We start from the raw sequence: 13,233 nt of genomic DNA, 5'->3' as shown, positions 1-13,233 counted from the left end.
GATCAGAGGGCGGTGACGGCGTGGCGCGCCGCGACGGTCAGCTCGGCGGGCAGAGCGTCGAGCGTAAACCAGCCGAACCCGCCATGCTTCGTGGGCTCGCGGTTTTCCGGTTCGCCGCTAAAGCTCGCCACCCGGTAGACGGGAGCGACCCAGTGTTCGTCGCCGGCGGGGTCGATCAGCTCGACGAGGCAGAGAAGCGTGGCCTCTTCGATGGTGATGCCAAGCTCTTCCTCGATTTCACGGCGCACGGCCTCGTGGAGGGGTTCGAAGGGATCGACCTTGCCGCCGGGAAGACCCCAGCAGCCGGCCTCGGGCTCCGTCAGTCGTTGGACGAGGAGTAGCTTGCCGTCGCTGACGATGGCCGCGCCGCAACCGACTCTCGGGTGCTGAGCCATGGCCTCACACGCCTTCATGCAGCGTGGCCGGCTGGAAGGGCGACGCGCCGTAATGCTTCAGCCAGCGGATATCGCTCTCATAGAACAGCCGCAGATCGGAAATGCCGTGCTTCAGCATGGTCACGCGCTCGATACCCATGCCGAAGGCAAAGCCCTGCCACTCCCGCGGGTCGATACCGCAATTGGCCAGCACCTTCGGATGCACCATGCCGCTGCCGAGAATTTCCAGCCAGTCGCCGCCACCGCCCAATTCACCGGTGCGGCGGTTCCAGCCGATATCGACTTCCATCGACGGCTCGGTGAAGGGGAAGTAGCTCGCGCGGAAACGCACCGGCAGATTGGAAATGCCGAAGAAGCTACGCAGGAAATCGGTCAGGCAGCCTTTGAGATGGGCGAGCGTGATGCCGCGGTCGATCACCAGCCCCTCGCATTGATGAAACATCGGGCTATGCGTCGCGTCATGGTCGGCGCGATAAGTGCGGCCCGGCACGATCAGGCGCAGCGGCGGCGGCTCGGACAGCATGGAGATGATCTGCACCGAACTGGTATGCGTGCGCATGACCAGCGGATAGCCCTCATGATCGCCCGGCAGATAGAAGGTATCCATGTCGCTGCGCGCGGAATGATGCGCCGGGATATTCAGCGCGCCGAAATTGTACCAGTCGGCCTCGACCTCCGGCCCTTCGGCGACGGTGAAGCCCATGGCGCCGAAGATCGCCGACATCTCTTCCATCGTCCGGCTGATGGGGTGGATGGAGCCGCGGGTGTCGGGCGCCGGCGGCAGCGTCACATCCATGCGCTCGGCTGTCAGGCGGGCGGCCAGGGCGGCCTGGTCGATCACCGCCTGGCGGGAGGTGAGCACGCCTTCCAGGCGGTCGCGCAGCGCGTTGACGGCAGCGCCGCGGGCTTTCCGCTCTTCGGCTGCGACCTGGCCCAAGCTACGCAGCAGTCCGGTGATCCGGCCCTGCTTGCCCATGAAGGCGACGCGCACGGCGTCCAGCGCCCGTGGGTCTGCGGCCTGGGCAATCGCCGCCTCGGCTTCCGCTTGAAGGGCAAGGAGATCGTCGGACATCTGCGAGGCTCCGGGAAAAAGAAAAGGGCTGCCGTTTGCTGCGGCAGCCCTCTCATTCAAGTCACCTGGTCACAAAACGCCCCCTCAGGGGCGCGCGCAATCAAGCAGCCGCGGCGGGCGCGGCGTCGAGGACGGCCTTAACCTGGGTCACGATACCCGCGAAGCTTTCGGCGTCGTCGAAGGCGATGGCGGCCAGAACCTTGCGGTCCAGCTCGATATTCGCCTGCTTCAGGCCGAAGATGAACTGGCTGTAGGTCAGGCCCTGTTCACGGACGGCCGCGTTGATACGCTGAATCCAAAGCGCGCGGAATTCGCGCTTCTTGTTCCGGCGATCGCGATACGCGTACTGAAGAGACTTCTCCAGGCGCTCAAGCGCGATGCGGTAGTTGGTGGAAGAACGGCCCACGAAGCCCTTGGACTGGGCCAGGACCTTCTTGTGCCGGGCGTGGGTGGTAACGCCGCGTTTAACTCGTGCCATTTACCTGCTCCCTCTCACACCAGCCCGTAGGGGGCCCACTGCTTCACCGTCTTGCCGTCCATTTCGGTCAGCGTCTGGGAGCCGCGGTTGGTGCGCTTCATCTTCTGAGAGCGATTGATCAGGCCGTGGCGCTTGTTGCCAGGGCCGGCCAGAACCTTGCCGGTCGCGGTGATCTTGAACCGCTTCTTGACCGACGACTTGGTCTTCAACTTGGGCATTTTGGTCTCCTTCAGATTGCCCTGACCGAGGTCCGCGATCTGCGGGCTCGGACAGGCGTCGCGGCCGGGCATGCCCATTTCAGGCCCGGAACACAGACGAACGAGGGGCGGCGTATAGCGAACCCGTCTGGTTGCCGCAAGCGCGGCCGCCCGGGCGGCTGGAATGCGAGCCCTGCGGATGGTGGGGCTACGCGCCCACCGCGACAGCAAAACCCTCATCGGCCCAGCCCGTCATGCCGCCCAGCATCAGCTTCACGGGCCGGCCGAGCTGCGCCAGCCGCAAAGCAGCCCGGTCGGCGCCGTTGCAATGCGGCCCGGCGCAATAGACCACAAACAGCGTGTCCGCGGGCCATTCGGCCAGACGCTCGGCCGTCATCTCCCGATGCGGCAGGTTCAGCGCGCCCGGCACATGCGCTTTCGCATAGGCTTTAGGACCGCGCACATCCAGCAGCACGAATCCGGGCGCGCCGCTGCCAAGGGCGGCCTCCACATCGGCACAGTCGGTCTCTAGCGAGAGACGGCGGGCGAAATGGGCGGCAGCCTCGGCGGCGGGTGCTGCGGCAATGTCGGTGACAGAATTCCGGGTCATGGCAGGTCTCCTTCTGGAGACAGAAGATTGCCGGTGACAGAGAGACGGCGTGAGTGGCAGAAATGCCCATGTCCATCGATATGATGCCAAATCGGCTCGCCGTCGTGCTCGCCTATGACGGGCTCTGCACCTTTGAGTTCGGCTGCGCCGTCGAGGTTTTCGGCCTCGCGCGGCCGGAATTCGGCGCCGCGTGGTACCGCTTTGCCGTGGCGGGGATCGAGCCCGGGCCGCTGCGCGCCACGGGCGGTCTTTCGGTCACCGTCGATGGCGGGCTCGACCTGCTCGGTCAGGCCGGCACCATCATCATTCCCGGCTGGCGCGGGGTCGATGAACCGGTGCCCCCTTCCCTGATCGCGGCGCTGCGCGCGGCCCATGGGCGTGGCGCGCGCCTGCTCTCGCTCTGTTCGGGTGCTTTCGTGCTGGCCGCGACCGGCCTGCTCGACGGGAAAACGGCCACCACCCATTGGCGCTACGCCGCCGCCCTCACCGCGCGCTTCCCAGACATCCGCTTCGCCCCCGATGTGCTCTATGTCGATAAAGGGTCTCTGCTCACGGCCGCCGGCAGCGCGGCCGGGCTTGACCTCTGCCTGCATCTCGTGCGGCGGGATTGGGGTCCGCAGAAAGCCAATATGGTCGCGCGCCGCCTGGTCCTGCCCGCACATCGCCAGGGCGGCCAGGCGCAATATGTGGAAACGCCTCTGGCGCCAGACCGGCATAGCGGCAGCCGCATCGGGCCGCTGCTCGACCGTGTGCGCGCCCGGCTGGATGAGGACTGGCCCCTTACCCGCCTCGCGGCGGACGCCGCCCTCAGCCTCCGCTCCCTGCACCGCCATTTCATCGAAACGACGGGCCAAAGCCCCGGCACCTGGCTGCTCTCAGCCCGTCTTGCCCATGCGCGGGACCTGCTGGAGACGACAGGCCTGCCGATCGACGCCATCGCCGAGGCCAGCGGCTTCGGCACCCCGGCGCAGTTGCGCCATCATTTCAACCGCAGCCTGGGCACCACGCCATCCGCCTACCGCGCGAAGTTCGCGTCTATCGAGGCGCCGCAGCGCCGTCTGGCAACTTTATCCCAGACACCATCGCGCGAAACGAGAATCACCCCGGCAGGCGCTGCCAGGTCTGAGTACGGCCCAGCATCGGCGTGCCGATATAGCCGCGCACGATCAGGGTCTGGCCGTCCGGGCCCAGATGCATCTTGCAGTGATAAACCTGCCCGTCCTGCGGGTTGAGGATCGTGCCGCCAATCCAGCGCCCGCCATCGGCGTGCATGTTCTGGATCACAACCAGCCCCATCACCGGCTGGTTTTCGGCATAGCCGCTGCAATTATGGCAGAGCGCGGCCTGCAATTTGGGGTCTGCGATCCCGGTGATGCGGCCGAACAGCAGACCGTCCCGCTCGTAGATCTGAACGCTGCCGTCCACCTTGTTGGTGCGGTCGTCGATGGTCCGCCAATTGCCGACGGGGGAGGACAGATCCGAGGCCCGTGCCCTCGTGCCACCCAGGCCGATGACAAGGGCCGCCACGACCGCCAGCCCGAAGGTCGCCTTCAGCAAAGCCTTAACCCGCATCCATATCCTCCATCACAGGCAACCCAGAACCTCCGGCAATCGCTCTTCCGATGCCGCGCGCACGCACCTATAACTTAATCATGCTGATCCCATTCATGAAGATGCATGGGGCTGGGAACGATTTCGTCATTATTGACGATCGGACCCAGGCCCTGAAGCTGACACCGGCGCATGTCCGTCATCTGGCGGACCGCCGGCTGGGCATCGGCTGTGACCAGTTCATCACGCTCGAACCGGGGCGCGACGGCGCCGACGTCTTCATGCGCATCCATAATCCTGACGGCAGTGAGGCCGGGGCGTGCGGCAATGCCACCCGTTGCGTCGCAACCCTCATCGGCCGTGAGTTGGGGCGCGACGCTGTCGTCATCCGCACCATTTCCGGCGATCTGCCGTCTGTCCTCCACACAGACGGCTCAGTGACGGTCGATCTCGGCGCCCCCCGCCTGACCTGGGACGCGGTGCCGCTCGCGGCCGAGATGGACACGCTGCATCTGCCGCTGGCTGAGGGCGTGGCCGCCGATCCGGCGGCGTGTTCCATGGGCAATCCGCACGCGACCTTCTTCGTCGCCAGCATCGCGGAGACGCCCGTCATCACACTCGGCCCGCGCTTTGAAACCGACCCCATTTTCCCCGACCGCGCCAATATCGGCTTCGCGGAGATTCTGTCGCCTGACGCCATTCGCCTGCGGGTCTGGGAACGCGGCGCGGGCCTTACCCTCGCCTGCGGATCGGGCGCCTGCGCCACCCTCGTCAATGCCGTGCGCCGCGGGCTCACCGGCCGGCGCGCCGAGATGATCCTGGATGGCGGCCGCCTCATCATCGAATGGCGCGAGAGCGACGGCCATGTGCTGATGACCGGCCCGGTCGAACTGAGCTTCACCGGCACCATCACTCTGCCCGATACCGCGCTGGACATCGCGGCATGACCATCGACGTGTTGAGCTTCGGCTGCCGCCTCAATACCTATGAGGGTGAGGTCATGCGCAGCCATGCGCGTGAGGCCGGGCTTTCGGACACCATCATCGTCAATACCTGCGCCGTCACCGCCGAGGCCGAGCGTCAGGCGCGCCAGGCCATCCGCCGGCTGGCGCGGGAACGGCCGGATGCCAAGATCGTTGTCACCGGCTGCGCGGCGCAGATCGCGCCCGAAAGCTGGGGCACGCTTCCCGGCGTCTCCCGCGTGCTCGGCAATGCCGAGAAGTTGGAGGCCAGCCACTGGCAGCCCGATTCCCCCTCCGCTGTCTCGGACATCATGACGGCCACGGAAACGGCGGCCCATCTGGTGACGGAATTCGCAGGACGCGCGCGTGCCTTCGTGCAGGTTCAGCAGGGCTGCGACCATCGCTGCACCTTCTGCATCATCCCCTTCGGCCGTGGCCCCAGTCGCAGCGTGCCGCTGGGCGCGATTCTGGACCAGTGCCGCAGCCTGATCGGGAGCGGCTATCAGGAAATCGTCCTGACGGGCGTCGATATCACCAGCTACGGGCATGACCTGCCGGGCCAGCCGCCGCTGGGCCAGATGGTCCGCCGCCTGCTCGCTTTGCTGCCCGAACTGCCGCGCCTCCGCCTCTCCTCGCTCGACCCGTGCGAAATCGACGAAGACCTGTGGCGGCTGATCGCGGAGGAGCCGCGCCTGCTGCCGCATCTGCATCTCTCCATCCAGGCGGGCTCCGACCTCATCCTCAAGCGCATGAAGCGCCGGCATCTGCGGGCCGATGTTCTCGCGGTCACCGAACGCGCTCGCAAGCTGCGGCCGGGCATCGCCTTCGGCGCCGATCTCATCGCCGGCTTCCCGACCGAGACGGAAGAGGCTTTTGCCGAAACCCTGGCGCTGGTGGCGGAAGCCGACCTCACCATGCTGCACGTCTTCCCCTATTCCGAACGCAGTGGCACGCCGGCGGCGCGCATGCCCTCCGTGCCCAAGGCCATCCGGCGTGAGCGCGCGGCGCGCCTGCGCGCCGCAGGCGCGGAGGCTGAGGCGCGCTTCGATGCGCTGCATCTGGGCCAAAGCGTGCGCGTCCTGGCTGAGACCGAAACGCGCGGCCATTCCGAGCATTTCCGGCCCGTGCGCCTGGCTTTGGCCGCAGTGCCCGGACAGATCGTGACCGCGACCGTCACCGGTCTGGACGCCGACGGCCTGCTCGCCGCCTGACCGGATATCAATCCATGTGTATGAGTCTCTGATATGGCGCTCTCGGGTTTCTTCTCGCGGCTGAAGGAAGGGCTGTCACGCTCCACCCAGAAGCTGTCCACCAGCATCACCGCTGTCTTCACCAAGCGGAAGCTGGACGATGAAGCGCTGGAGGAGCTGGAGGAGCTGCTCATAGCGGCCGACCTCGGCCCCCGCGCGGCGGCGAAGGTCATCGCTGCCTTCCGCCGCACCCGCTTTGGCAAGGAGGTCACGGATGAAGAAATCCGCACGGCCCTGGCCGAGGAAATCACCAAGATCCTGGAGCCCGTCGCCCGCCCGCTGGAAATTGACCCGAGCCACGCCCCGCACGTCGTGCTCATGGTCGGCGTCAACGGCACCGGCAAGACCACAACCATCGGCAAACTCGCGCAATCCTACCGCGACCAGGGTCTGAAACCGATGCTGGTGGCGGGGGATACCTTCCGCGCCGCCGCCGTCGACCAGCTGCAGATCTGGGGCGAGCGCACCGGCGCGCCCGTCGTCTCCGGCAAGCCGGAGACGGATGCCGCCGGCCTCGCCTACGGCGCCCTCGAACGCGCGAAACGCGAAGGCATCGACGTCCTGCTGGTCGATACCGCCGGCCGCCTGCACAACAAATCGGTGCTGATGGATGAGCTGGCAAAGATCATCCGCGTCATCCGCAAGGTCGATCCGACCGCCCCCCATTCGATCCTGCTGACGCTGGATGCGACTACCGGCCAGAACGCCATCTCCCAGGTCCAGGTGTTCCGCGACCTCGTGCAGGTGGATGGGCTGATCGTCACCAAGCTCGACGGTTCGGCCCGCGGCGGCATCGTCGTCGCCCTCGCCGAAGAATTCGGCCTGCCCGTCCATGCTGTGGGCGTGGGCGAGACGGTCGGTGACCTGCGTCCCTTCGTGGCCTCAGAATTTGCGGCCGGGCTGGTCGGTGCCAATGACCCAGCCGCCTGATACGGAACCGGACTTCGATCCGACGCGGCGGGAGACCTACCGCGTCTGGGGCAGCGAGCACGTCCGCTATTCCGATACCGACGCGCAAGGGCACGTCAACAACGTCTCCTACGCCGCCTATCTGGAAACGGGACGCACCACCCTGGGCCAGGCCTGCGGCCTGCCGATCGGCTTGCATCAGGACACGCATATGGTGCTGGCGCGGGTTGAGATCGACTATCTGGCCGAAGTTCATTGGCCGGCCGCGCTCGATCTCGGCCAGGCCGTGCTGCGCGTCGGACGCAGCTCCATCACCGTCATCCAGGGCGTCTTTCAGGGCGACCGCTGTGTGGCGAAGGGCCGGGAGGTTCTGGTGATGGTCGAGACGGCCACCGGCCGCTCGACGCCGATCCCAGACGAGGTGCGGCAGCGGCTGACCGAGACGGCAGGTCTCCTATCCACTGGCTCAGTCGACGAAAACTGAGGCAATTCCTGAGCCGCCTGGGCTATAGCCGTCAGGAGGCGAAGAGCGTCCCTCGGCCCGCAGAAGCGCCACGATCTGTGCCCGCAGCCAGGTGAGCGCCGGGTCGCGGTCATTTTGCATCGACCAGACAAGGGCCACTGCCGGAAGACGAAGATCCAAGGGAATGGAGGTCACCGTGAGGCCGAAGCGCGGGGCATAGGTTGCGGCCATGCGCGCCGGCAAGGTGGCGATCACCGGCGCCTCAGCAGCGGCGGCCAGGACAGTGAGAAAATCAGACGCCGCCAGCACAACATTGAGCCTTTGCCCTGCCCGCGCCAAAGCCTCCGACAGACAGCCCTGGATATCGTCCTTCAGCGTCATCAGGGCATGCGGATGTCCGATATAGTCGGCTTCCGAGAGAGGCAGGCGCGGCTGCACGAGAGCCGGATTGAAACAGCAGGCGAGCGACTGCTCGAACAGCGGCGTGCCGCCATGCCGTTCCAGCCCGTAATCGAAACAGCCGATGGCGAGATCGAGTTCGCCACTATCCAGCATGCGATGCGCGTCGCTCCGCGCCGCCGATCGGGTCAGCAGGCTGACACCGGGCGCATGAGCCTGCAAATACGCCGTCAGCTTGGGCAGCAGCAGAATCTCCAGCTCCGACGAAAAGCCGAGACGTACGATCCGCGTTTCGGATTGCGGGTCGAAAGGCTTGCCCTCGGTCAGGGCGTTCTGGATCTGCAGCAGCAGTTCGCGCAGGCGCGGCGCCAGCGTCGTCGCCTTGGCGGTCGGGTTCATCACTGTCCCGACCCGCACCAGAACTTCGTCATCCAGGAGCAGCCGCAGCGTGGACAGCGCATGGCTCATGGCCGGCTGGCCGAGCTTCAGCCGCTGCGCTGCGCGCGTCACGCTGCGCTCGGTCATCAGTGCGTCGAAGGCGACCAGCAGATTGAGGTCGAAGGACCTAAGATTGAAATGATCGATGGAGCGCATGACTTAGATCGATTTGCATGATGATTGGGCGGACCCTAGCCTTGCCGTCATGACACAGCAATCCTCAAACAGCAGAGACCGTCCGCTCTCCTTCCGCGTCGGCGATGCGCTGGTGACCCGCATCCCTGAACTCCGCTGGACGGATGCCGATCCGGCCCGGCTCTATCCTGATCTCGACGATGCACTGCAGACCCATGGCAGCCAGCTCTCGGCTGGCTCCTATGATCCGGCGACGGGCAGGCTGGCCCAGGGCACGCATTCCTGGCTGGTGCGGCATGCCGGCCGCGTCATCCTCATCGACACCGCCACCGGCAATGACAAGCCGCGGCCCAGCGCCCCGGTGCTGGACCATCTGAACACGCCCTATCTGGCGCATCTGACCGCCGCCGGGGTGACGCCAGATCAGGTCGATCTCGTGGCTCTGACCCATATCCATGCCGATCATATCGGCTGGAACACGGTGCGGCGGCATGGCATCTGGCAGCCGCTCTTTACCCAGGCGCGGCATCTCTTTTCCGAGACGGAAGCGCGCTATGCCGCCGCCTTGGAGGGGTTCGCCCCTGCACCCGATCTGCCCTCGGCAGACCTCGGCCCCCCCGATCACCTGCCCATGCCGCAGGTCTATACGGACAGTCTGAAACCGGTGATCGACGCCGGCCTGGGCCAGGCGATCGCCGTCGACGGACGGGAGGTCGCCGACGGCCTTTCCTTCCATCCCGCACCTGGGCACAGCATCGACCATGCCGTCATCCGCCTGCGCTCACGCGGTGAGGAAGCCTGGTTCACCGCCGATATCATGCATCACCCGCTGCAGGCCTACCGGCCGGATTTGCGTTCGGTCTACTGCGAGTTTCCGAAGACGGCCGAACAGTCCCGCCGCCGGATACTCGCCCAGGCCGCGGAAAGCGGCGCGCTGTGCTTCACCGCCCATTTCGCCGAAAGCGGGGCCGGCCGCGTCACCCGGTACGGCACCGGCTTTGCCTGGCATTTCGCCGACCCCACAGAAGAATTCGCATCATGAGTGATCTCACAACCGAAAACCGGCTGATCCCGAGCGACACGCCCGGCATTTCCCTCCATCTCCGCCGCAAGCGCCGGGCCGATATTGCGGTCTTCGGGCCCGGGCGCACGCTGCTGCTCATGCATGGCGCGACGCTGCCCGCCGAAAGCCTTTATGACGTGCCGGTCGGCGAAGGCGCGTTCATGGATGTGCTGGCCGGGGCGGGCTTCGATGTCTGGGCTCTGAATGCGCGTGGCTTCGGCGGATCGACCCGCCCCCCGGGCATGGAGGGCGCGCCCGACGCCGCTCCGCCGCAAGTCTCCACGGCGGACGCGGTGCGCGACCTCGGCACGGCCGTAGACTACATCCGGGAAGCCCAAAATCTGCCTCAGCTGACCCTCGTCGGCATGTCCTGGGGCGGCACGGTGACCGGCGCCTATAGCGCCACGCATCCAGATCATGTCGCGAAACTCGTGCTCATCGCCCCGCAATGGCTGAGCGACGGACCGCCGCGCATTGATCCGGGCGGTCCCGTGCCGGCCTATCGCCGCTTTGATGTCCATGCTTTCCGCAATCGCTGGCTTGAGAGCGTGCCACCCGAGCGGCACGAGGAAATACTGCCCAGCGCCTGGTTCGCCGCATGGGCCGCGGTCATTCTGGCGAGCGACCCCGCGGCCAAGGACGGCATCATCCGCGCGCCCGCCGGCGTCATCCAGGATGTGCGGGATTACTGGTCCGTCGGCCGGCCTTTCTATGAGCCGGAGGCGATCACCGCGCCCGTATTGCTGCTGCACGGCGAATGGGATCTCGATGTGCCGCTGCCGCGCATGGCGGCGCTCTTTCAGCGCCTGACCGGCGCCCGCTACCGGCGCTGGGTCGAAATCGGCGAAGCCACCCACATGGTGGTGATGGAACGCAACCGCTGGCAGATCCTGCGCGAGATCCTGCTGTTCCTGCAGACGGAACCTGACGGGCGCCTTACGGCCGGACGCTAAGGCATGCGGAAGCGCGCGCGGCGAAAGGCTCCCTGCCTTTCGTCCGGCGCCGCTTCCACAATCCGCGCCGAGACCGTACAAAGCGGGCATGAGCGTGATCCAGAAGCCTGAACCTGTCCCCGCACCCGCCGCGACCGGCCCGGTGCCCTTTCTTGATCTCAAGGCGCAGCAGGCCCGTATCGGGCCTGAGATGCGCCGCCGCGTCGATACCGTGCTCGCCCATTGCCAGTTCGTCATGGGACCGGAAGTGGCCGAGCTGGAGGCTGAACTCGCCCGCCGCGCGGGTGCCACCCATTGCGTCGCCGTCAGTTCCGGTACGGATGCGCTGCTCATCGCCATGATGGCTGAGGGGATCGGCCCCGGCGACGCCGTCTTCCTGCCCGCCTTCACCTATACCGCGACCGCCGAAGTCCCCCTGCTCCTGCGCGCGACGCCGGTGTTCGTGGATATCGACCCGCGCACCTTCCAGATGGACCTGGCCGATCTCGAGCGGCGCATCGCCACCGTGCGCGCCGACGGCAAGCTGAAGCCCCGCGCCATCGTGGGCGTCGATCTGTTTGGCCAGCCGGCCGATTGGGACGGGCTCGCCGCCATCGCCCGCGCCCATGATCTGTTCACCATCGACGACTGCGCCCAGGCTTTCGGCGCCCGCCTGCATGGCAGGCCGCTTGGCAGCCAGGCCGACAGCACGGGGATCAGCTTCTTCCCCTCCAAGCCCTTGGGCGGCTACGGCGACGGCGGCGCCATGTTCACGGAATCGGCCGAGCGCGCGGCGCTCTATCGCAGCCTGCGCACCCATGGCGAAGGCAAGCTGCGCTATGACGTGCAGCGCATCGGCATCAACGGCCGGCTGGATACGCTGCAGGCCGCCGTGCTGCTCGCCAAACTCTCGGTCTTTGACGACGAGCTGGCAGCACGGGAACGGGTCGCGCAATTCTATGACCAGCGTCTTGGCAACCTGCTGACGATTCCGGCGCGGGTCGCCGACAGCGACGCCGCCTGGGCCGTCTATGCCGTTCTGCTGCCAAGCGGCGACGTACGCGCGGCCGTCCAGGCCGCCTGCCAGGCCGAGGGCGTCTCGACAGCCATCTATTACCCGAAGCCGCTGCATCATCAGCCCGCCTATGCCGACCATCATGACGGCAGCATGCTGCCGGTGGCGGAGGATGTCGCGACCCGCATCATGGCCCTGCCGATCCACCCCGACCTGTCGGACGCCCAGCTCGACCATGTCTGCAATACCGTGACCCGGGCGCTTGCCCAGGCGATAGCGGCGTAAGGTCCGCATCGCCATGGCGCCCCCCGCCTTCTCCCGTGAGACGACAGGCTCCCGCCGCGAACTCTTCCCGGAGATCGCGCCCTATGGCTCGGGCTATCTCACGGTCGGCGACGGTCATTCCATCTATTGGGAGCAGGCGGGCAATCCGCGCGGACAGGCGGCGCTTTTCCTGCACGGCGGTCCAGGGGCCGGGGCGGGCTCCGTCCATCGCCGCTTCTTCGACCCCCACCACTGGCGCGTGGTGCTGTTCGACCAGCGGGGCGCCGGCCGCTCCCGCCCGCTCGGCAAGCTTGAAGACAACACGACGCCGCATTTGATCGAGGATATCGAGGCGCTGCGCCGCCATCTCGGCATCGAAAGCTGGCTGCTCTTCGGCGGCTCCTGGGGCTCGACGCTCGCCATGGCCTATGCCCAGGCCCATCCCGAGCGCGTCGCCGCCTGCGTGCTGCGCGGCATCTTTCTGGGTCGCGACAGCGAGGTAGACTGGTTCCTGCACGGTATCCGCAACGTCTTCCCGGATGCGCATGCGCAATTCCTGGGCTTCCTGCCGGAGGCCGAGCGCGGCGATATCCTCGGCGCCTATCGCCGCCGGCTGAATGACCCCGACCCGCGGGTGCATGGTCCGGCGGCCCGCGCCTGGTCGGTCTATGAAGGCTCCTGCAGCACGCTATTGCCGCATCCCGACATGGTCTCGACCTTCTCGCGCGATCGCGCGGCGCTCGGCCTCGCGCGGATCGAGGCGCATTACTTTGCCCATAAGCTGTTCCTGCCGCCCGAAGGACTGCTCGGCCGTATCGAGCGTATCCGGCATATTCCAGCCGAGATCGTGCAGGGCCGCTACGACATGGTCTGCCCGCCGGTCAGCGCCTTCGAGCTGGCGGCACTCTGGACCTCCGCCCATCTCACCGTGGTGCCCGATGCCGGACATTCGGCGCTGGAGCCGGGCACGCGCGCCGCTCTGCTGGCGGGGCTGGAGCGGTTCACTGCCAGCTAAGCGGCGTCCCAAGCCGGCGCGATGCCAGAGCAACCGCGCCTATCGCTGCATTTTAATGCAAATCGTAATCGCGCCTTCTGGATGT

15 protein-coding genes and 1 pseudogene are annotated in these 13,233 nt (G+C 66.8%); 9 read left to right on the top strand and 7 right to left on the bottom strand.

The features are described from left to right. Nucleotides 1-2 precede the first annotated feature (2 nt). The 5 genes from AC3G7M_RS10075 to AC3G7M_RS10055 all read right to left on the bottom strand — a co-directional run bounded on the left by AC3G7M_RS10075 (nt 3) and on the right by AC3G7M_RS10055 (nt 2,752). Complete coding sequence (locus AC3G7M_RS10075; RefSeq protein WP_489211665.1) at nt 3-395, bottom strand: NUDIX hydrolase; 393 nt, start codon at nt 393-395, stop codon at nt 3-5. A gap of 4 nt (nt 396-399) precedes the next feature. After that, complete coding sequence (gene pheS / locus AC3G7M_RS10070; RefSeq protein WP_489211664.1) at nt 400-1,467, bottom strand: phenylalanine--tRNA ligase subunit alpha; 1,068 nt, start codon at nt 1,465-1,467, stop codon at nt 400-402. A 100-nt stretch (nt 1,468-1,567) separates the two neighbouring features. After that, the gene (gene rplT, locus AC3G7M_RS10065; RefSeq protein WP_489211663.1) at nt 1,568-1,945 is read right to left on the bottom strand and encodes a 50S ribosomal protein L20; all 378 of its coding nucleotides are present in this window, start codon (nt 1,943-1,945) and stop codon (nt 1,568-1,570) included. Between the two features lie 14 nt (nt 1,946-1,959). Next, complete coding sequence (gene rpmI / locus AC3G7M_RS10060; protein WP_489216025.1) at nt 1,960-2,163, bottom strand: 50S ribosomal protein L35; 204 nt, start codon at nt 2,161-2,163, stop codon at nt 1,960-1,962. Between the two features lie 187 nt (nt 2,164-2,350). Beyond that, the gene (locus AC3G7M_RS10055) at nt 2,351-2,752 is read right to left on the bottom strand and encodes a rhodanese-like domain-containing protein (RefSeq protein ID WP_489211661.1); all 402 of its coding nucleotides are present in this window, start codon (nt 2,750-2,752) and stop codon (nt 2,351-2,353) included. Between the two features lie 68 nt (nt 2,753-2,820). On the opposite strand from AC3G7M_RS10055, the gene ftrA reads away from it, so the two are divergent. Then, nucleotides 2,821-3,984, top strand: a complete 1,164-nt coding sequence (gene ftrA / locus AC3G7M_RS10050; protein ID WP_489211660.1) for a transcriptional regulator FtrA — start codon at nt 2,821-2,823, stop codon at nt 3,982-3,984. Here the strand turns inward: ftrA and AC3G7M_RS10045 are convergent. Continuing rightward, nucleotides 3,923-4,324, bottom strand: a pseudogene (locus AC3G7M_RS10045) (DUF2147 domain-containing protein); the annotation flags it as partial. The gene ftrA and the pseudogene AC3G7M_RS10045 sit on opposite strands and share 62 nt — an antisense overlap. 80 nt (nt 4,325-4,404) lie before the next feature. Here AC3G7M_RS10045 and dapF point away from each other — a divergent pair. From dapF to AC3G7M_RS10025, 4 genes are read left to right on the top strand one after another with little or no spacing between them, the layout of a single operon-like run. After that, entirely contained in the window at nt 4,405-5,250 is an 846-nt protein-coding gene (gene dapF / locus AC3G7M_RS10040) for a diaminopimelate epimerase (protein ID WP_489211659.1), read from the top strand. Then, on the top strand, nt 5,247-6,476 hold the full coding sequence (gene mtaB, locus AC3G7M_RS10035) for a tRNA (N(6)-L-threonylcarbamoyladenosine(37)-C(2))-methylthiotransferase MtaB (RefSeq protein WP_489211658.1): 1,230 nt from the start codon (nt 5,247-5,249) through the stop codon (nt 6,474-6,476). Before dapF ends, mtaB begins: the two co-directional genes overlap by 4 nt. Nucleotides 6,477-6,509: 33 nt before the next feature. Next, nucleotides 6,510-7,445, top strand: a complete 936-nt coding sequence (ftsY, locus tag AC3G7M_RS10030) for a signal recognition particle-docking protein FtsY (RefSeq protein WP_489211657.1) — start codon at nt 6,510-6,512, stop codon at nt 7,443-7,445. Continuing rightward, the gene (locus tag AC3G7M_RS10025; protein ID WP_489211656.1) at nt 7,429-7,908 is read left to right on the top strand and encodes an acyl-CoA thioesterase; all 480 of its coding nucleotides are present in this window, start codon (nt 7,429-7,431) and stop codon (nt 7,906-7,908) included. The genes ftsY and AC3G7M_RS10025 overlap by 17 nt, the downstream gene beginning before the upstream one ends. Here AC3G7M_RS10025 and AC3G7M_RS10020 read toward each other — a convergent pair. Then, entirely contained in the window at nt 7,891-8,880 is a 990-nt protein-coding gene (locus AC3G7M_RS10020; protein ID WP_489211655.1) for a LysR substrate-binding domain-containing protein, read from the bottom strand. The two genes, AC3G7M_RS10025 and AC3G7M_RS10020, sit on opposite strands and share 18 nt — an antisense overlap. 49 nt (nt 8,881-8,929) lie before the next feature. Between AC3G7M_RS10020 and AC3G7M_RS10015 the strand changes: the two genes are divergently transcribed. The 4 genes from AC3G7M_RS10015 to pip all read left to right on the top strand — a co-directional run bounded on the left by AC3G7M_RS10015 (nt 8,930) and on the right by pip (nt 13,148). Next, nucleotides 8,930-9,901 carry an MBL fold metallo-hydrolase gene (locus AC3G7M_RS10015; RefSeq protein ID WP_489211654.1) on the top strand — a complete coding sequence of 324 codons (972 nt, stop codon included), beginning with the start codon at nt 8,930-8,932 and terminating at the stop codon, nt 9,899-9,901. Continuing rightward, nucleotides 9,898-10,875 (top strand): alpha/beta hydrolase, encoded by a 978-nt coding sequence (locus AC3G7M_RS10010; RefSeq protein WP_489211653.1) that lies wholly within the window; start codon nt 9,898-9,900, stop codon nt 10,873-10,875. The genes AC3G7M_RS10015 and AC3G7M_RS10010 overlap by 4 nt, the downstream gene beginning before the upstream one ends. 88 nt (nt 10,876-10,963) lie before the next feature. Beyond that, a complete protein-coding gene (locus AC3G7M_RS10005; RefSeq protein ID WP_489211652.1) occupies nt 10,964-12,154 on the top strand; it encodes a DegT/DnrJ/EryC1/StrS family aminotransferase in 1,191 nt (396 codons plus the stop codon). Nucleotides 12,155-12,167: 13 nt separating this feature from the next. Further along, a complete protein-coding gene (gene pip, locus AC3G7M_RS10000; protein WP_489211651.1) occupies nt 12,168-13,148 on the top strand; it encodes a prolyl aminopeptidase in 981 nt (326 codons plus the stop codon). Nucleotides 13,149-13,233: the final 85 nt, after the last annotated feature.

The organism is Acidisoma sibiricum, assembly GCF_057837225.1.
Note: the sequence above shows the minus strand (reverse complement) of the source record. Positions and strands in the feature narration are given on the sequence as shown.

Excerpts from the sequence above, each read along its gene's own strand:
- AC3G7M_RS10005 (WP_489211652.1), top strand. The coding sequence starts at position 10,964 with ATGAGCGTGATCCAGAAGCCTGAACCTGTCCCCGCACCCGCCGCGACC.
- ftrA (WP_489211660.1), top strand. The coding sequence starts at position 2,821 with ATGTCCATCGATATGATGCCAAATCGGCTCGCCGTCGTGCTCGCCTAT.
- AC3G7M_RS10010 (WP_489211653.1), top strand. The coding sequence starts at position 9,898 with ATGAGTGATCTCACAACCGAAAACCGGCTGATCCCGAGCGACACGCCC.
- AC3G7M_RS10015 (WP_489211654.1), top strand. The coding sequence starts at position 8,930 with ATGACACAGCAATCCTCAAACAGCAGAGACCGTCCGCTCTCCTTCCGC.
- pheS (WP_489211664.1), bottom strand. The coding sequence starts at position 1,467 with ATGTCCGACGATCTCCTTGCCCTTCAAGCGGAAGCCGAGGCGGCGATT.
- AC3G7M_RS10020 (WP_489211655.1), bottom strand. The coding sequence starts at position 8,880 with ATGCGCTCCATCGATCATTTCAATCTTAGGTCCTTCGACCTCAATCTG.
- AC3G7M_RS10075 (WP_489211665.1), bottom strand. The coding sequence starts at position 395 with ATGGCTCAGCACCCGAGAGTCGGTTGCGGCGCGGCCATCGTCAGCGAC.
- pip (WP_489211651.1), top strand. The coding sequence starts at position 12,168 with ATGGCGCCCCCCGCCTTCTCCCGTGAGACGACAGGCTCCCGCCGCGAA.
- mtaB (WP_489211658.1), top strand. The coding sequence starts at position 5,247 with ATGACCATCGACGTGTTGAGCTTCGGCTGCCGCCTCAATACCTATGAG.
- rpmI (WP_489216025.1), bottom strand. The coding sequence starts at position 2,163 with ATGCCCAAGTTGAAGACCAAGTCGTCGGTCAAGAAGCGGTTCAAGATC.
- rplT (WP_489211663.1), bottom strand. The coding sequence starts at position 1,945 with ATGGCACGAGTTAAACGCGGCGTTACCACCCACGCCCGGCACAAGAAG.
- dapF (WP_489211659.1), top strand. The coding sequence starts at position 4,405 with ATGCTGATCCCATTCATGAAGATGCATGGGGCTGGGAACGATTTCGTC.
- AC3G7M_RS10025 (WP_489211656.1), top strand. The coding sequence starts at position 7,429 with ATGACCCAGCCGCCTGATACGGAACCGGACTTCGATCCGACGCGGCGG.
- ftsY (WP_489211657.1), top strand. The coding sequence starts at position 6,510 with ATGGCGCTCTCGGGTTTCTTCTCGCGGCTGAAGGAAGGGCTGTCACGC.
- AC3G7M_RS10055 (WP_489211661.1), bottom strand. The coding sequence starts at position 2,752 with ATGACCCGGAATTCTGTCACCGACATTGCCGCAGCACCCGCCGCCGAG.